This window comes from Bacillus sp. MMSF_3328, assembly GCF_030733525.1.
Lineage (GTDB): Bacteria > Bacillota > Bacilli > Bacillales > Cytobacillaceae > Bacillus_AB > Bacillus_AB infantis.
The window spans coordinates 38,477-56,635 of record NZ_JASHIV010000026.1; the positions used below are offsets into that span (position 1 = coordinate 38,477).

Sequence of the window (18,159 nt, forward strand, 5' to 3'; positions counted from 1 at the left end):
AAATGGTACCAATAAGGAACAGGAGGGGAGATTATATGAAGACCGGAACACTGAAACAGATTCTGCTTATTACAGACGGCTGCTCCAATCAGGGCGAAGACCCTGTGGCCATGTCAGCTTTGGCGAAAGAACAGGGCATTACGGTAAATGTCATCGGAGTAATGGAGAAGGATGTCATTGACGAACGGGGCATGAATGAAATTGACGGGATTGCCCTCTCCGGGGGCGGGGTAAGCCAGGTCGTATACTCGCAGGCGTTATCCCAGACGGTCCAGATGGTAACGAGGAAGGCAATGACGCAAACACTCCAGGGTGTGGTGAATAAGGAGCTTCAGCAAATATTGGGCGGCTCCCAGACGGTTGAAGACCTTCCGCCGGAAAAAAGGGGAGAGGTCATGGAGGTTGTAGATGAGCTCGGGGAAACAGTCGAGCTTGAGGTGCTGGTCCTCGTCGATACAAGTGCGAGTATGAAGCATAAACTCCCGACGGTCAAGGAAGCCCTTCTCGATTTGTCTTTGAGCTTGAATGCCCGTTCTGGCGATAACCGTTTTGCAGTTTTTGTATTTCCCGGGAAAAAGAATGATGTCGAAAAACTGCTGGATTGGACGCCAAGGCTCGAATCACTGACAAGCATTTTTTCAAAGCTGTCAACAGGAGGCATCACCCCTACCGGGCCGGCAATCCGTGAAGCTTTAAGCTATTTCAAGAAAAAACGTTCACTAAGGAGCCTGCTTTCCCGTGATGATGAACAATACATTGAAGAGTCTATGTAAAGTAAGCCCTGGGACGATTATCGAAGGGAAATGGCATCGCAACCGGTATACGATTATAAGGGAGCTTGGCTGGGGGGCGAATGGGATCGTCTATCTTGCCCAGTGCCGGAATCAGCAGGTTGCCTTAAAGATGAGTGATAATGGAATGTCCGTTACCTCTGAAGTAAATGTGCTCAAATCCTTTGCCAAGGTCCAGGGTTCTGCCCTCGGGCCTTCTTTGCTTGATGTCGATGACTGGGAGAGGAAGGATGCCCGGATTTCCTTTTATGCAATGGAATACATACACGGACCTGATCTGCTCGGCTTCATCCGGCAAAAAGGTCCTTCCTGGACAGAAGTGCTTCTTTCCCAGCTGCTCAGCGATCTGGAAAAGCTTCATCAGAGCGGATGGGTGTTTGGCGATCTTAAGCCGGAAAACCTGATAGTGACTTCCCCTCCTCCGAGGATACGCTGCATCGATGTGGGCGGTACAACCATCAAAGGGAGGGCAATCAAGGAATTTACTGAGTTTTACGACCGCGGATATTGGGGGCTTGGTACAAGGAAGGCCGATCCGCAGTATGACTTATTCGCTGCTGCAATGGTGCTGATTAATCTATATTATCCTAAGCGGTTCAATAAGACTGCAGGTGGCATCGGCCAGCTCAGGGATATGATCAGACAGAACAAAGAGCTGATGAAATATGAGCTTATGCTCATGAAGGCACTGGAGGGAAGGTATGCATCCGCTGCTGAAATGAGGAAAGAGCTTCTTGCATTGCCTGCAGCGGGGCAGCCTGAAAGCCGCACGGCCAGGCGGAGTGCAGCCAGGAACCAGGCTGCCGGTACTCGGCCAGCCCCCTCACGGACCAGGCAGGGAGCCAAGGATCAGAAGAAGAAAGGCGGATTCCTGGAAACGGTGCTCATTGTCTTTGTTATTTCAGTCCTTTATTTCGTTTATATTTATGGACAGCTGGTCTAAAGAAAAATGATGAAACTTTTCGCTTGTGCATACGTACATAATGGAGCAGGCAGAAGCCCCCTGGATGCGATATGCATTCCATCAGGGTTATGCTTTGGAGATTGCAGGCAAAGATGCTATTCTTAATATAGTAGTTTCCTTCAATAAGGTTATTCACCCATCACCAGGGGTATAAGGGACTATAGATTTTTCAGGTAAGGAAGAATTTATTATGCTTGATGCAAAAGCCGAAGCTTTCCTTCGGCATCATGGTGTGCGGCTTGAAGGCAAAAAGGTGCTTGTAGGCGTGTCCGGAGGCCCCGATTCCCTTGCACTTCTCCACCTGCTGTGGAAAAAACGCAAGGTGTGGGGAGCTGAACCCGCGGCGATTCATTTTGACCATATGTTCAGGGGTGAGGAATCCTATCAGGAAGCCCGATTTGTCCAATCCTTTTGTGAAGAGCGGAACATTCCGTTTGAGATGAGGAGGGAGGATGTATCGGCATATATGAAGGAATCCGGTAAAAGCTCCCAGACGGCGGCGCGCGAATGCCGGTACCGCTTTTTTGAAGAGGCCATGAAGGCATCAGGGGCATCATACCTGGCACTCGGCCATCATGGGGATGATCAGATGGAAACCATCCTGATGCGGCTGACAAGAGGCAGCACAGGGGAAGCAAGATCAGGGATCCCTTTCTCCCGTCCGTTTGGCGGCGGGGAGATCATCCGTCCTTTCCTGTGCCTTGAGCGGGGAGAGATTGAAGAGTATTGTTTAAGCAATGAGCTGGACCCCCGAAGAGATCCGAGCAATGAAAAGGATGTTTACAGCCGAAACCGTTTCAGGAGAAACGTCCTGCCATTCCTGAAGTCGGAAAACCCGCAGGCCCATGTTCATTTTCAGCGTTTCAGCGAAGAGCTGCGCGGCGATGAACAGTTCCTTCAGGAATTAACGGCCCGGGAAATGAATACAGTAATGAAGAAGAAGGAAGATGCCGAAATCACGATTGATACAGAACGCTTCATGCTAATGCCAATGCCTTTACAAAGGAGAGGTATTCAACTAATATTAAACTATCTCTATCAAGAGAGGCCTGCATCATTATCCGCCTTACATATTGAGAAGATATTTTCAATATTGAACAATCCTCATCCTTCCGGTTCACTTGATTTCCCAAACGGCTTAAAAATTGTGCGATCATACGGCTTTTGCCATTTCAGGTACAGCCACTCTGAGGTGCAAGCCTATCGTTTTGAGATAAATCAGCCCGGAAAAATCGAGCTTCCGAGCGCCGGTGCCCTACTGGCAGGAGAGAGCGGAGATCATAGAGGAACGGCAGATCTGAATTGCTTTGAAGTCAGCAGGGATAATGTGCATTTTCCGCTTATTGTCCGCACCCGCGAAGCCGGGGACAGAATGACGATAAAAGGAATGAACGGGACGAAAAAAGTGAAATCTATTTTTATCGACAGGAAAATCCCTTTGCATGAACGGGACAGCTGGCCCATCGTGACTGACAGCAGCGGGGAAATCCTCTGGATTCCCGGATTGAGCAAATCTGCTTATATGCTGCCTGCAGGTTCTGACACCAGGAATATTTTTTTAACATATATAAAGCATTGATCTTCTAGGGGGCACACTATTCATGAAAAACGATATCGAAAAAGTACTAATTTCCGAAGAGGAACTCCAGGCAAAGACTAAAGAGCTTGCCCAGCAGCTGACTGAGGAATATATGGACCGCTATCCTTTGGCAATCGGCGTCCTGAAAGGGGCAATGCCTTTCATGGGAGACCTTTTGAAGCGCATTGATACGTATCTTGAGATGGACTTTATGGACGTTTCCAGCTACGGCAATTCAACAGTCTCTTCCGGAGAAGTCAAAATCCTGAAAGACTTGGATACTTCAGTGGAAGGCAGGGACATCCTGATCATTGAAGACATCATCGACAGCGGCCTGACACTAAGCTATCTGGTTGAACTGTTCCGCTACAGAAAAGCAAAAAGCATCAAGATTGTCACTCTTCTGGATAAACCGACCGGCAGAAAGGCAGATATCAAAGCCGATTATGTAGGGTTCATCGTTCCGGATGAATTCGTGGTTGGCTATGGCCTTGACTATGCGGAAAGATACCGCAACCTTCCATATATAGGGGTTTTGAAGCCTGAAGTATACACAAACAATGATTAAGCAATCCTATATGTGAGAGGTTTATGACAAGCCTTGCTAAAAGCATGGACCAGCCCGGTTTTCAAAAGTGTAATTTCTTGAATTGGCATGATTTACTATGATACTATACAATATAGTTTGTTTACCGTGGGAGGAGGTAAGGGATGAATCGGATCTTCCGGAATACCATCTTTTATTTATTAATCTTTTTAGTCATTATAGGCGTTGTCAGCTTCTTTAACGGCAACAATGAGCCGACAGACCATATATCTTATGACGAATTCGTCGGTTACCTGGACAGCGGCGAGGTAACAGAGCTTTCAATGCAGCCTGAGCGCGGGGTATTTGAGGTGCGGGGCAAGCTTGAAGGCTATGATGAAGATAAATTCTTTATCACATATGTATGGAACAGCGACAATCTGCTGGACCGCATAGATGAGGCGGCAGCCAATGCGAAGGTGGATGTACAGCCTGCCAAGGAAACGAGCGGCTGGGTAACATTCTTCACTAGCATCATTCCGTTCATCATCATTTTCATCCTGTTCTTCTTCCTGCTTAATCAAGCACAGGGCGGCGGCAGCCGGGTCATGAACTTCGGCAAGAGCAAAGCCAAGCTTTATAGTGAAGAAAAAAAGAAGGTCCGCTTCAAGGATGTTGCTGGTGCGGATGAAGAAAAGCAAGAACTTGTAGAAGTCGTCGAGTTCCTGAAGGATCCACGCAAATTCGCGGATCTTGGGGCCCGAATTCCTAAAGGGGTGCTTCTGGTCGGACCTCCGGGTACCGGTAAAACCCTGCTGGCGCGTGCTGTTGCCGGTGAAGCAGGCGTACCGTTCTTCTCGATCAGCGGTTCCGATTTCGTTGAAATGTTTGTTGGTGTCGGTGCATCCCGTGTGCGTGACCTGTTTGAGAACGCCAAGAAAAATGCACCGTGTATTATATTCATTGATGAGATTGATGCAGTGGGACGCCAGCGTGGCGCCGGACTTGGCGGAGGCCATGATGAGCGCGAACAGACGCTGAACCAATTGCTTGTTGAAATGGATGGATTCGGGGCTAACGAAGGAATCATCATCGTAGCCGCAACGAACCGTCCGGATATTCTTGACCCGGCCCTTCTGCGTCCGGGACGATTTGACCGCCAGATCACTGTTGACCGTCCGGACGTTAATGGACGTGAAGCAGTACTGAAGGTACATGCCCGCAATAAGCCGCTTGATGAGTCTGTAAATCTGAAGGCTATTGCAGCAAGGACGCCAGGCTTCTCAGGTGCCGACCTTGAAAACTTATTGAATGAGGCTGCCCTTGTCGCGGCACGCCAGAATAAGAAAAAAGTCGATATGACCGATATTGATGAGGCGACGGACAGAGTTATAGCCGGACCTGCCAAGAAAAGCCGCGTCATTTCCAAGAAAGAAAGAAATATCGTGGCATTCCATGAAGCCGGGCATACTGTGATCGGTGTCATGCTGGATGAGGCTGAAATGGTCCATAAGGTAACCATCGTTCCGCGCGGCCAGGCTGGCGGATATGCCGTCATGCTGCCGAAGGAAGACCGATACTTCATGACGAAGCCGGAGCTTTTGGATAAGATTGTCGGCCTCCTGGGCGGACGTGTTGCCGAAGAGATTGTCTTTGGCGAAGTCAGCACAGGCGCGCACAATGACTTCCAGCGCGCAACCGGCATTGCCAGGAGAATGGTGACTGAATTCGGTATGAGCGATAAGCTCGGACCGCTTCAGTTTGGACAGTCCCAGGGCCAAGTGTTCCTTGGCAGGGATTTCAACAACGAGCAGAACTACTCTGATGCGATTGCCTACGAAATCGACCTGGAAATCCAGCGCATCATTAAAGAGTGTTATGAAAAAGCAAGAAAAGTCCTTACAGAAAACCGCGATAAGCTTGACTTGATTGCCAACACACTTCTGGAAGTTGAAACTCTTGATGCTGAACAGATCAAGAGCCTTGTGGACAATGGCAAGCTGCCTGACCGCAAAGTGATCGACGCAAGCACAGATGATGTGAAGGTCAATATCAACATCAAGAAAGATGAAGATGCTGTGAAGGAAATCCATCCGGCAGATTCAAATGATCCGGTTGCACCGAAGGATGATGCCGGCCCAACCGGCAGCGCTGACGAAAAGCGCGACCTATAATCGACAAAGAAGCTGACTCAGGAATGCCACAATCTGGCCGCCTGAGTCAGCTTTTTGCTTTTTGGGAAACAATAAGGGTATCTTTAAATGGGCACAGGCTCAGCAGCAGCGTCTGTTTTCAGGCATGCAGGATCTCCTGGCGGGCAAGGACAGGGTGCAGGTCTTTTTCTATTACGATTCGGCAGGAGTTGTGATATGATGTTGGCAGTGTGTTTGTGTTAGAAAAATTATAAAAGTGGTGAGAATGTTGATCTTTGTATTTGACGTGGGAAATACAAATATTGTGCTTGGTGTATATGATGGCGAAGAGCTGAAGCACCATTGGAGAATAGAGACGAACCGGAATAAAACAGAAGATGAATATGGGATGATCGTGAAATCTCTTTTTGAGCATGTGAATCTCTCATTTTCTAACATAGATGGCATCATTATTTCTTCGGTTGTGCCGCCGATCATGTTTGCGCTTGAAAGAATGTGCCAGAAGTACTTTCATCATAAGCCCCTTGTCGTTGGCCCCGGCATTAAGACCGGTCTTAATATCAAGTATGAAAATCCGCGCGAGGTGGGCGCTGACAGGATCGTCAATGCAGTTGCAGCCATCCATGAGTATGGCGGACCGCTTATCATCGTCGATTTTGGGACTGCGACAACTTACTGCTATATTAATGCTGATAAGCAGTATATGGGCGGAGCGATTGCACCAGGCGTCAACATTTCGACTGAGGCATTATATTCAAAGGCCGCTAAGCTTCCGAGGATAGAAATTGCCCGTCCTGAACATATTGTCGGCAAGAATACGGTAGCCGCCATGCAATCAGGCATTGTGTACGGATATGTTGGACAGGTAGAGGGCATCGTGAAGAGGATGAAGGACCAGAGTGATGAAAATCCATTGGTCATTGCCACCGGTGGACTTGCCAATCTGATTGCCCAGGAATCAAATATGATCGACATTGTCGACCCGTTTTTAACATTGAAAGGATTACAGTTAATTTATAAACGAAATAGGGAAAGTATAAAGAAATAGGAAATACAGCTTTGAAAGGAGTACAAGATGGAAGATTATTTGATTAAGGCGCTTGCCTTTAATGGACAGGTGCGTGCGTACGCTGCCCGCAGCACAGATACGGTGGGAGAGGCGCAAAGAAGGCATTACACGTGGCCGACGGCTTCTGCTGCTCTTGGCAGGGCAATGACTGCAGGTGTGATGATGGGGGCGATGCTGAAAGGCGAGGAAAAGCTGACCATCAAAATTGAAGGCGGCGGCCCGCTTGGCCCAATCCTGGTTGACAGCAATTCTAAGGGAGAGGTCCGCGGCTATGTGACACATCCGCAGACCCATTTCGACTTGAATGAGCAAGGGAAGCTGGATGTCCGCAGGGCAGTCGGTACTGATGGCATGCTGACTGTCGTCAAGGACATCGGGATGAGAGAGCATTTCACAGGACAGGTGCCAATCGTTTCAGGTGAGCTTGGAGAGGATTTCACTTATTATTTTGCTATGTCTGAGCAGCTTCCTTCCTCTGTCGGAGTCGGTGTTCTTGTAAATCCGGACAATACGATTCTTGCCTCTGGAGGGTTCATTCTTCAGCTCCTTCCAGGAACAGATGAAGAGACAATTACAAGAATTGAGAACAGGCTGAAGGAAATTCCTCCTGTGTCCAAGCTGATTGAAAAAGGCCTTACACCGGAAGAGCTCTTGAATGAGATTCTTGGAGAGGGAAATGTCAAGATTCTGGAAAAAATGCCAGTATCCTTTGAATGCACATGCTCCAAGGAGCGGTTTGCAACGAGCATCATCAGCCTGGGCAGGGATGAAATCCAGGATATGATCGATACAGACGGCGAAGCAGAAGCCCAATGCCATTTCTGCAACGAAAAATACCATTACTCAAAAGAAGAGCTTGAGGCACTAAAAAGCGAAGCGGTATAAAGCTGTTTTCTGGGGGAGGAAACTGTGAAAAAAAAGCATCTTTGGCTGATTATTGCCAGCCTGTTCGTTTTGAACATCATTTTTATCTTATTATTGACTATCAGGCCAGCTGTGCTGTTTGCCGGCAGCGGGGAAACAGTGGCCGAGGTCGGAAAAGATAAAATTACGAGAGAAGAATGGCTGAACGAAATGGAGCAGCGCTATGGCAAGGAAGTGCTGAATGATCTGATTGACCAGAAAGTGATCGGAGCCATGGCGGAGAAATACGATGTTGAGGTATCAAAGGATGCGGTCGAAAGGGAGCTCACGCTGGTCAAAACCATGTACCAGGGCAACCGGCTGCAGCAGCTTGATGAAAGCAAGTGGAAGGAGCAGATTAAATACAGCCTGCTCCTGGAGGAACTGCTGACAAGGGATGTTGTGGTGACTGAAGAGGAAATGAAGGACTATTATGATCAAAATAAGAGTCTTTTTCAGGTTCCGGATTCCTATCATATTTCCCAAATTGTCGTTAAAACAAAAAAGGAAGCTGAACAGACCATAAAAGAGCTTGAAAATGGCTCCAGCTTCCCGGTACTGGCCATGGAGAGGTCGATTGATGAATTCACGGCAAACCAGGGCGGGGAAACTGGCTTCATCAGCGAAGAGGATGAGCGCTTTTCACAGGATTTCATTGATGAAGCGGCAAAGCTGAAAGAAGGGGAATGGAGTGAACCGGTTGAAGTAGAGGACGGGTATGCAGTAATCCTGCTGCATGAGCATCTGGATGGACGCAATTATGCTTTCAAGGATGTGAAAAACCAAATCCGCCGGCAGGTCGCTCTCGAGCAGATGGACACCCCAGCTTCGGCCAAACCTTTCTGGAATGAAATCAAGGTCGACTCTTTCTATGATAAACAGGAAGAAAAGCAATAGGATGAAAACGGACAGGCAGCCTGTCCGTTTTTGTTTATCCGCAACATAAAGGCAGGCATGAGGGTATATAATACTACATAGTGAATTCCAAGGCTCCTTTATTAAAAGAAAATTCTAAAAAATAGGGTCGATTTGACTGCATATTGATTGACAATTCTCTGTTGCGCTGTTAAGTTTTTTATAAAACCAATAAAAATACTCGGATTAGGGAGCGGATGTAAATGGTGCGTGTAGCAAACTCGATTACAGAATTGGTCGGGCAGACCCCGATCGTCAAATTGAACCGGCTGACAGATGACAATAGTGCTGATGTTTACTTGAAGCTGGAATATATGAATCCAGGCAGCAGCGTCAAGGACCGGATTGCGCTTGCCATGATTGAAGCTGCTGAACAGGATGGGAATCTGAAAGCCGGTGATACAATCATCGAACCGACTTCAGGGAACACTGGGATCGGACTGGCGATGGTCGCAGCAGCGAAAGGCTATAAGGCCATCCTCGTCATGCCGGAAACGATGAGTATGGAGCGCCGCAATCTTCTTCGCGCTTATGGAGCGGAGCTTGTGCTCACTCCAGGGCCTGAGGGAATGGGAGGAGCGATCCGCAAGGCTGAAGAGCTGGCGAAGGAGCATGGCTATTTCATGCCTCAGCAATTCAAGAACGAAGCCAATCCAGAGGTCCACAGAAGGACAACAGGAAAGGAAATTGCTGAACAGATGGATCAGGTCGACGCTTTCATCTCAGGAATCGGCACTGGCGGAACGATCACAGGTGCCGGAGAGGTGCTTAAGGAGAAGTTTGGCTCAGTTAAGATTTATGCGGTAGAGCCCGCAGATTCACCGGTCCTCTCCGGCGGGAAGCCGGGCCCTCACAAAATCCAGGGCATAGGCGCCGGGTTTGTACCGGATATCCTTGATACTGAAGTATATGACGGGGTAATCAAGGTAACGAATGATGATGCCTTTGAATATGCCCGCCGTGCGGCAAAAGAAGAGGGAATCCTGGGTGGAATCTCATCAGGTGCAGCCATCTATGCGGCCCTCAAAGTTGCCAAAGAGCTCGGAAAAGGCAAGAAAGTCCTTGCTATCATCCCGAGCAACGGGGAGCGCTATTTGAGCACACCGCTGTACCAGTTCGAAGAATAGAAGATACAAAGAGCAGCAGCCGCCCGGCTGCTGTTTTTTTCTGCTTTTACAGAGAGCAGAGGACCTGTCCTGGCGGCTCCAAATCATGTATGATGAAAAGTAGTTATTGGGATGGGAGTGTTCAGTTTGGAGAAGCTGTCAATCTACAGCAGGAGAACTGCTTATACATATACAGAGTTTTATCAGCATTACCGTCATTTATCTGCAGGCAAAGAGAATCATGTCCTCCTGGAGAGCGGACGTGGCGGAAGGTACAGCATGGCAGCCTTTGACCCGGAAGTGATCTTGACTGGCCGGGGCGTGCAGCTTAAGGCTGTAACCCAAGCAGGTACAGAGCTGCTGGAAGGTAATCCGCTTCATTGCCTGAAGGAATATATGGGCCGCTATGAAGCTGAAAGGCTGGAAGAGCTGCCGGACTTCCAGGGAGGGGCAATTGGATATATTAGCTATGATTATGCAAGATATGTTGAAAAGCTCCCAGTCTGGTCAAAAGACGACCTAGAGCTTCCTGATGTCCATTTTTTTCTGTTCAGGGAATGGTTTGTCTTTGATCATGAAGAGGAGGAACTCTGGCTTCTGTTTTTATATGATTCCTCAGTTGATGCCGGCCGTATTGAAAAAAGGGCGGATGACTGGGTGAGCCGCTGGACAGGCACTGTTCCTGCCCTTTATATTCCGGAAAAAACACAGGCTGGCGAAGATCTTGAAGTATCAATGAAAGAAGAAGAATTCAAGGAAGCGGTAAGCAGGATTCAGGATTACATTTCCAAGGGGGATGTATTCCAGGTTAATCTGTCGGTTAGGCAGACAAGACCGATCGGTGTCGAAGCGATTGATGTGTACGACCAGCTCCGCCAGCTCAATCCGTCGCCATATATGGCTTTTATCCATACACCTGATTACCAGATTGTCAGCGGTTCGCCTGAGCTGCTGGTCAAGAAGAACGGGCAGGAGATCAGCACGCGGCCGATAGCGGGCACTAGATCGAGAGGGGCCGATGAAGCGGAGGACCTGAGGCTTGCCGAGGAATTGATCCAGAATGAGAAGGAGCGGGCAGAGCATGTCATGCTTGTAGACCTGGAGCGGAATGACCTCGGCCGTGTTGCCGAATACGGATCAGTGGAAGTGAATGAATTCATGGTGATTGAAAAGTACTCCCATGTGATGCATATTGTTTCCAATGTCAGGGGAGTTCTCGCACAAGGCAAATCTCCCTATGATGTCATAGATGCTGTTTTTCCCGGCGGGACGATTACCGGGGCGCCGAAGATCAGGACGATGGAGATCATTGAAGAGCTGGAGCCTGTCAGAAGGGGCTTGTATACAGGATCAATCGGATGGATCGGCTTCAACGGGGATATGGAGCTGAATATCGTCATCCGCACAATGCTCGTAAAAGACGGCAAGGCCCATGTGCAGGCAGGAGCCGGCATTGTCATCGACTCCAATCCGAAGCATGAATATAAAGAATCACTCAAAAAAGCGATGGCCCTCTGGAAGGCGAAGGAGCTGGCCGAGAATGGCGGGGAGCATCTGATATGATCTATATGATTGATAACTTTGATTCATTTACCTATAATCTCGTTCAATATTTGGGGGAACTGGGAGAAGAGCTGGTTGTAAAAAGAAATGATGAGGCGGCACTGGAGGACATTGCAGCAGCCAGCCCTTCTTTTCTGATGATCTCCCCAGGACCCTGCAGCCCGAATGAAGCAGGAATCAGCCTGGAAGCGATCTCCCATTTTGCAGGAAAGATCCCCATTTTTGGCGTCTGCCTTGGTCACCAGTCTCTTGCCCAGTCATTCGGCGGGGATGTTGTGCAGGCAGAAAGGCTGATGCATGGGAAAACCTCGGAAATCTACCATGACGGCAAAACCATTTTTGCCGGTTTGCCGAACCCTTTCCCGGCAACCAGATATCACTCTTTGATTGTGAAAAAAGAAACCCTGCCAGACTGCTTTGAAATTTCTGCATGGACAGAGGAAGGCGAAATCATGGCCATCCGCCATAAAACCTTGAGTGCAGAAGGTGTCCAGTTCCATCCAGAATCCATCATGACACAGTCGGGGAAAGTACTATTAAGCAACTTCATCGCCCATTATAAAAATGCTAAGATGGTTGGGGCTTAAGTATGCATATTTTAATAAACGACCGGCTTGTTTCAGCTGAAGAAGCGGTGATTTCGCCTTTTGACCATGGCTTTCTCTACGGAATGGGGCTTTTCGAAACATTCAGGGTATATGATGGCCATCCGTTTCTGCTGGATGATCATCTGGACAGGCTTAACCGGGGGCTCAGCACTCTCAATATCGAAGCTGCTTTTTCAAGAGAGGAACTAGCGGGGAAAATCAGCATGGTGCTGGAACGGAATGGCTGCACAAATGCCAATGTAAGGCTGAATGTATCTGCAGGCATTGAAGAGCTTGGCCTCCCCCCTGATGTTTACAGCAGCCCCCAGACGATCCTTTTTGCACGGCCGCTGCCGCCAGCGGGGGAAATGGCGGAAAAACAGCTGGTCCTCCTCAAAATGAGGCGCAATACGCCAGAGGGGGATGAACGGCTGAAGTCCCACCACTATATGAACAACATCCTTGCTAAAAGAGAGCTTGGGAATACACCTGGACAGGAAGGGATCTTTCTGACAAAAGAAGGGTTTCTGGCTGAAGGGGTTGTCTCTAATCTTTTCTGGACGAAAGGGAATATTTTATATACCCCATCCTTGGAAACGGGCATCCTGAACGGCATCACCAGGCAATTTGTGCTGCTGCTTGCCGAAAAAAATGGCCTGCAGGTGCAGGAAGGCTTTTATCAGGCAGAGGAAATGATGCGTGCAGACGAAGTGTTTGTTACCAACTCCATTCAGGAGATTGCACCTGCCGCAAGCTTTGCCGGTGTTTCTTTTCCAGGGGGCGCCGGCCTTCTTGCCGGAATGCTGCACAAAGAGTACAGGAAATACAGCAGTCATCTATGGGGACGAGAAGGACTTCTAATGGAGGGACAGAGATGAACAGACAAATCATAAATTGCGGGCCATATGAGCTGGACTATGGAATAAAAACATTAGTGATGGGGATCCTGAACGCGACCCCCGACTCTTTTTCTGACGGAGGAAAATACTTTGATGCTGACAAGGCGGTGAAGCATGCGCTGGAGATGGCTGCTAACGGAGCTGATATCATTGACATTGGCGGGGAATCGACAAGGCCGGGCTTTGACGAGGTTTCTGCAGAAGAAGAGCTTGAGCGGGTGATTCCGGTGATCAGGGCGGTTGCGAAGGAAGTGCCTCTGCCAATCTCGATCGATACCTATAAAGCGGCTGTGGCAGAAGAAGCCATCAGCGCGGGCGCCCACATCATCAACGATGTGTGGGGGGCGAAGAAGGACCCTAAGATGGCAGAAACGGCATCAAGGCTTGGGGTACCCATCATCCTGATGCACAACCGGGAAAACAGGGATTATTCCGTATTTGTCCGAGATGTGCTCAATGATCTGTATGAAAGCATCCATATTGCCAGGAATGCGGGGGTTAAAGAGGAAAATATCATTCTTGACCCGGGAATCGGGTTTGCGAAAAACCTGCCTTACAATCTTGAGATGATGAGGAATCTTGACACAATCACCAGTCTCGGTTATCCGGTGCTTCTGGGTACCTCAAGGAAATCTTTTATCGGCACCATCCTTGATCTCCCTGTGGAGGAAAGGGTGGAAGGAACAGGGGCAACCGTCTGCTATGGCATCCAAAAAGGCTGCCAGATCATCAGGATCCATGATGTAAAGGAGATGAGCCGTCTGGCGAAAATGATGGATGCCCTGATGGGGAAGGGGGAGCTGCATGGATAAAATATATTTAAATAATATGAAATTCTATGGCTATCATGGTGTTTTTCCCGAAGAAACAAAGCTAGGACAGCGTTTTGCTGTTGATGTAATTGTAGAGACGGATTTAGAGAAAGCGGGTAAAAGCGACAATCTCGAGGATTCCATCAATTATGGAGAGATCTATCAGGTCTGCAAAGAGGTTGTTGAAGGAAAGCCGTTCAAACTCGTAGAAGCGCTGGCTGAAAAAATATCTGCTGAGATGCTGGGGCGGTTCCCTGCAATCAGCTCAGTAACCGTCAGAGTCATCAAGCCGGATCCGCCGATCCCTGGCCACTATGATTCTGTAGCAGTTGAAATTACAAGGGGACGATAAGCGTGGAAAATAGGGTATTTATCGCATTGGGCTCCAATATGGGGGACAGAGCGGCGAATCTCAAGGAAGCCATCCGAATGCTTTCAGAGCATCCTGGAATAGATTTGGCAAGTTATTCTTCCATTTATGAAACAGATCCGGTCGGCTACGAGGACCAGGGGGAATTCTTAAATATGGTCATAGCTGCAGATACAGACAGATCGCCGCATGAATTGCTGGAAACATGCATGTCCATCGAGCAGAAGATTGGCAGAAAAAGGGATATCCGGTGGGGTCCGCGCACTATAGACCTTGACATTCTGCTGTATAATCACGAAAATATGATAACAGAGGACCTTATCATTCCTCATCCCCGAATGAAGGAACGGGCATTTGTCATTGTGCCTCTTGCTGAAATAGGGGAGAGAACGGATGTTCCGGTAATGGACACGCCTCTTGAAGCATTGCTGGAGGAAATACCTGATAGAGAAGGAGTGCGAATATGGAAGCAGAAAAATGGGGAAGACGTATTCGGGCTTTTCGAAAATTAAAAGGTTTTACACAGGAAAGCTTTGCGAAGGAGCTGGGTGTCTCAGTCTCTGTACTTGGCGAAATTGAAAGGGGCAATCGTATGCCCGCTGATGATTTCATCGTCCAGGTAGCGCATGTATTGAAAATCAGCATTGAAGAATTAACTCCGACACAGGAGATTGACTAATAGAGATTGAAAGAAACAGGAGGTACCGACATGCTTAAGATTGGCAACATTGAGATGAAGAATCCTGTTGTCCTGGCGCCGATGGCCGGAATCTGCAACTCAGCCTTCCGCCTGACCGTTAAAGAATTCGGGGCAGGCCTCGTCTGTGCCGAAATGATCAGCGATAAAGGAATCGTCATGAAAAATGAAAAGACGATGAACATGCTGTATATAGATGAGCGGGAAAAGCCTTTAAGCCTGCAGATTTTTGGCGGAGAAAAAGATACACTGGTTGAAGCCGCCAAGTTTGTAGATGAAAATACAAACGCTGATATCATTGATATCAATATGGGATGTCCGGTTCCGAAGATCACCAAATGTGATGCCGGCGCCAAGTGGCTGCTGGATCCCGATAAAATTTATGAAATGGTTTCGGCTGTAACAGCGGCTGTTTCAAAGCCTGTAACCGTTAAGATGCGGATGGGCTGGGACGATGACCATATATATGCTGTGCGCAATGCCCAGGCTGTCGAAAGTGCCGGAGGAAAAGCAGTTGCCCTTCATGGACGGACGCGTGTACAAATGTATGAAGGCCAGGCAAACTGGGATATTATTAAAGAAGTGAAGCAGAGTATCTCCATACCGCTGATTGGAAACGGCGATGTCCAGACTCCGCAGGACGCGAAAAGAATGCTGGAAGAAACAGGGGTGGACGGCGTTATGATTGGACGCGCTGCACTCGGGAATCCGTGGATGATCTACCGTACCGTTAAGTACCTCGAAACGGGGCAGCTGATGGATGAACCATCTGTGCGTGAAAAAATAGATGTATGCATCCTTCACCTTGACCGCCTGATTGCCCTGAAGAGCGAGTATATCGCTGTGCGCGAAATGAGAAAGCATGCGGCCTGGTATCTAAAGGGAATAAGAGGGAATGGCAAGGCCCGCAATGCAGTCAATGAATGCAATACAAGAGAAGAGCTTGTAACTCTCCTTAATACGCTTGCTCTTGATGCGGAAGCCAAGGAAATCCAGGCAGGCTAACATGCTATCATTTTCTTCTCTATCTGAAACACTTTTGTTATAATTAGAAACTGCCAGTGGTTTGCTGGCAGTTTTTCGCTATTTCTGCATTTATGATGTCTGTTTCACGTCAATTGTGTAAAATAATAGAAGTATACAAAACAAACCTGATGTTCCTGAATGAGGGTTTACATAAAAAGATCAGTATTGGAGATGATTTTCCGTGAGCGAAAGCCGTGAAGAGTTAAATGACTTAATGAGAGTCCGCAGGGAAAAAATGAACAGCCTGCGGGAAAAAGGAATGGATCCATTCGGTAAGAGATTTGAGCGTTCCCATCAGTCCCAGGATTTGATTGATGAGTATGGCGAACAGGAGAAAGAAGCAATAGAAGAACAGAATATTTCTGTCACTCTTGCCGGCCGGATCATGACAAAGCGCGGAAAAGGAAAAGCGGGCTTTGCACACATCCAGGATCTTAAGGGCCAGATCCAGATCTATGTAAGACAGGATGCTATAGGGGAAGAAAGCTATGAAATCTTTAACAGTGCTGATCTTGGCGACCTTGTCGGCGTAACAGGCACACTGTTCAAGACAAAGGTTGGCGAACTTTCCATCAAGGTGGAGGCATTCGAGCTTCTGACCAAGTCACTGCGTCCGCTGCCTGAGAAATTCCACGGCTTAAAGGATGTTGAGCAAAGATACCGCCAGCGCTACCTGGATCTGATCATGAGCCAGGAAAGCAAAAAGACGTTCATTACAAGAAGCCGCATCATCCAATCGATGCGCCGCTATCTGGACAGCCACGGCTATCTTGAAGTGGAAACGCCAATGATGCACTCAATCGCAGGAGGAGCATCTGCACGCCCGTTCATTACCCATCACAATGCTCTTGATATGGAACTGTATATGCGTATCGCAATCGAGCTGCACTTAAAGCGCCTGATTGTGGGCGGGCTGGAGAAAGTGTATGAAATCGGCCGCGTATTCCGTAATGAAGGTGTTTCTACAAGGCATAACCCAGAGTTTACAATGATCGAGCTCTATGAAGCTTATGCAGATTACCGCGATATCATGAGCCTGACCGAGAACCTGGTTGCGCATATAGCTGAAGAAGTCCTTGGAACTACGACTGTCCAATACGGTGACTATGAAGTGAATTTAAAGCCGGAATGGACAAGACTTCATATGGTTGATGCAATCAAGGAGCATACTGGTGTAGACTTCTGGCAACAGATGAGCAAGGAAGAGGCCCAGGCCCTTGCAAAGGAACATAATGTAGAAATCAAAGAAACAATGGAATATGGCCATATCGTCAATGAATTCTTTGAACAGAAAGTAGAAGAAAAGCTGATTCAGCCTACATTCATCTACGGGCATCCTGTTGAGATCTCCCCTCTTGCGAAAAAGAACGAAGAGGATCCGAGATTCACTGACCGCTTTGAATTATTCATTGTTGCCCGTGAGCACGCTAATGCCTTCACGGAGCTGAATGATCCTATCGACCAGCGCGAACGCTTTGAAGCACAGCTGAAAGAGCGCGAGCAAGGAAATGATGAGGCGCATATGATGGATGATGACTTTATTGAAGCCCTTGAATACGGTATGCCGCCGACAGGAGGACTGGGAATCGGGATTGACCGCCTTGTCATGCTCCTGACAAATTCCCCTTCCATCAGGGATGTACTGCTGTTCCCGCTGATGCGCCACCGTTAATAGAAAAAATAAGGCCGCAGCTTTTTTGCCTGCTGGAGGCAGACCCGATCAGCCGGGCCTGCCTCCAGCTTTTTTATTATAGAAGGAAATGGGGTTTTTAAGAGCGGGAGCGGACAATTAAGAGAGAAAGATTAGCTCCTGGCCTGCAAGTGTCCACGCTAAGCAAAAGCGGAAAAATAAGAATAGTTTTTCTTTAATAATGGTGTATATTTTTAATAAAAATGTATTGCGCACCTCTTATATAGGTGGTATATTAATATCTGTTGCTGCAAGACAGCAAGCAAGCCGAAAAAAAGAAATAAAAAAACTATTGACTCACTAACTTGGTTGTGATAAGATAGTTAAGTCGCCTAATGAGCGACAACAAAAAAAGATTGTTCTTTGAAAACTGAACGAACAAAAACGTCAACGTAAATCTTATTTTTATCAGAGCTAAATCTTACTCTTATTTGGAGAGTTTGATCCTGGCTCAGGACGAACGCTGGCGGCGTGCCTAATACATGCAAGTCGAGCGGACGGATGGGAGC

Annotated in this window: 18 protein-coding genes and 1 rRNA gene; all 19 read left to right on the top strand. The window is 48.0% G+C overall.

Annotated features, from left to right (window positions below):
* Positions 1 to 35 precede the first annotated feature (35 nt).
* A complete protein-coding gene (locus tag RBB45_RS23750) occupies positions 36 to 773 on the top strand; it encodes a vWA domain-containing protein (RefSeq protein WP_009796154.1) in 738 nt (245 codons plus the stop codon).
* On the top strand, positions 742 to 1,734 hold the full coding sequence (locus tag RBB45_RS23755) for a serine/threonine protein kinase (RefSeq protein ID WP_306010457.1): 993 nt from the start codon (positions 742 to 744) through the stop codon (positions 1,732 to 1,734). The genes RBB45_RS23750 and RBB45_RS23755 overlap by 32 nt, the downstream gene beginning before the upstream one ends.
* Positions 1,735 to 1,945: 211 nt before the next feature.
* A complete protein-coding gene (tilS, locus tag RBB45_RS23760; protein ID WP_306010458.1) occupies positions 1,946 to 3,334 on the top strand; it encodes a tRNA lysidine(34) synthetase TilS in 1,389 nt (462 codons plus the stop codon).
* Positions 3,335 to 3,356: 22 nt separating this feature from the next.
* Positions 3,357 to 3,902 carry a hypoxanthine phosphoribosyltransferase gene (gene hpt, locus RBB45_RS23765; RefSeq protein WP_009796150.1) on the top strand — a complete coding sequence of 182 codons (546 nt, stop codon included), beginning with the start codon at positions 3,357 to 3,359 and terminating at the stop codon, positions 3,900 to 3,902.
* A 143-nt stretch (positions 3,903 to 4,045) separates the two neighbouring features.
* A complete protein-coding gene (gene ftsH, locus RBB45_RS23770; RefSeq protein ID WP_009796149.1) occupies positions 4,046 to 6,034 on the top strand; it encodes an ATP-dependent zinc metalloprotease FtsH in 1,989 nt (662 codons plus the stop codon).
* A 247-nt stretch (positions 6,035 to 6,281) separates the two neighbouring features.
* A complete protein-coding gene (locus RBB45_RS23775) occupies positions 6,282 to 7,061 on the top strand; it encodes a type III pantothenate kinase (protein ID WP_165352714.1) in 780 nt (259 codons plus the stop codon).
* A 27-nt stretch (positions 7,062 to 7,088) separates the two neighbouring features.
* Positions 7,089 to 7,967, top strand: coding sequence for an Hsp33 family molecular chaperone HslO (hslO, locus tag RBB45_RS23780; RefSeq protein ID WP_009796146.1), 879 nt, complete (start codon positions 7,089 to 7,091; stop codon positions 7,965 to 7,967).
* Between the two features lie 24 nt (positions 7,968 to 7,991).
* On the top strand, positions 7,992 to 8,882 hold the full coding sequence (locus RBB45_RS23785) for a peptidyl-prolyl cis-trans isomerase (protein ID WP_009796145.1): 891 nt from the start codon (positions 7,992 to 7,994) through the stop codon (positions 8,880 to 8,882).
* Between the two features lie 221 nt (positions 8,883 to 9,103).
* Positions 9,104 to 10,027, top strand: coding sequence for a cysteine synthase A (gene cysK, locus RBB45_RS23790; protein WP_022543210.1), 924 nt, complete (start codon positions 9,104 to 9,106; stop codon positions 10,025 to 10,027).
* A gap of 126 nt (positions 10,028 to 10,153) precedes the next feature.
* Positions 10,154 to 11,569, top strand: a complete 1,416-nt coding sequence (locus RBB45_RS23795) for an anthranilate synthase component I family protein (protein WP_022543211.1) — start codon at positions 10,154 to 10,156, stop codon at positions 11,567 to 11,569.
* Positions 11,566 to 12,156, top strand: coding sequence for an aminodeoxychorismate/anthranilate synthase component II (gene pabA / locus RBB45_RS23800; protein ID WP_009796142.1), 591 nt, complete (start codon positions 11,566 to 11,568; stop codon positions 12,154 to 12,156). The genes RBB45_RS23795 and pabA overlap by 4 nt, the downstream gene beginning before the upstream one ends.
* 2 nt (positions 12,157 to 12,158) lie before the next feature.
* Positions 12,159 to 13,034 carry an aminodeoxychorismate lyase gene (pabC, locus tag RBB45_RS23805; protein WP_224952366.1) on the top strand — a complete coding sequence of 292 codons (876 nt, stop codon included), beginning with the start codon at positions 12,159 to 12,161 and terminating at the stop codon, positions 13,032 to 13,034.
* Positions 13,031 to 13,867 carry a dihydropteroate synthase gene (gene folP, locus RBB45_RS23810; protein ID WP_224952364.1) on the top strand — a complete coding sequence of 279 codons (837 nt, stop codon included), beginning with the start codon at positions 13,031 to 13,033 and terminating at the stop codon, positions 13,865 to 13,867. The genes pabC and folP overlap by 4 nt, the downstream gene beginning before the upstream one ends.
* Positions 13,860 to 14,219: a dihydroneopterin aldolase gene (folB, locus tag RBB45_RS23815; protein ID WP_009796139.1), complete on the top strand. Its 360-nt coding sequence runs from the start codon at positions 13,860 to 13,862 to the stop codon at positions 14,217 to 14,219. The genes folP and folB overlap by 8 nt, the downstream gene beginning before the upstream one ends.
* Before the next feature lie 2 nt (positions 14,220 to 14,221).
* Entirely contained in the window at positions 14,222 to 14,749 is a 528-nt protein-coding gene (gene folK / locus RBB45_RS23820; RefSeq protein ID WP_101552976.1) for a 2-amino-4-hydroxy-6-hydroxymethyldihydropteridine diphosphokinase, read from the top strand.
* Positions 14,701 to 14,916 (top strand): helix-turn-helix domain-containing protein, encoded by a 216-nt coding sequence (locus RBB45_RS23825; protein ID WP_009796137.1) that lies wholly within the window; start codon positions 14,701 to 14,703, stop codon positions 14,914 to 14,916. The genes folK and RBB45_RS23825 overlap by 49 nt, the downstream gene beginning before the upstream one ends.
* A 30-nt stretch (positions 14,917 to 14,946) precedes the next feature.
* Complete coding sequence (dusB, locus tag RBB45_RS23830; RefSeq protein WP_224952363.1) at positions 14,947 to 15,939, top strand: tRNA dihydrouridine synthase DusB; 993 nt, start codon at positions 14,947 to 14,949, stop codon at positions 15,937 to 15,939.
* 235 nt (positions 15,940 to 16,174) lie between these two features.
* Positions 16,175 to 17,632 (top strand): lysine--tRNA ligase, encoded by a 1,458-nt coding sequence (gene lysS, locus RBB45_RS23835; RefSeq protein ID WP_101553002.1) that lies wholly within the window; start codon positions 16,175 to 16,177, stop codon positions 17,630 to 17,632.
* 446 nt (positions 17,633 to 18,078) lie between these two features.
* Positions 18,079 to 18,159: ribosomal RNA gene (locus tag RBB45_RS23840) — 16S ribosomal RNA — on the top strand; the annotation flags it as partial.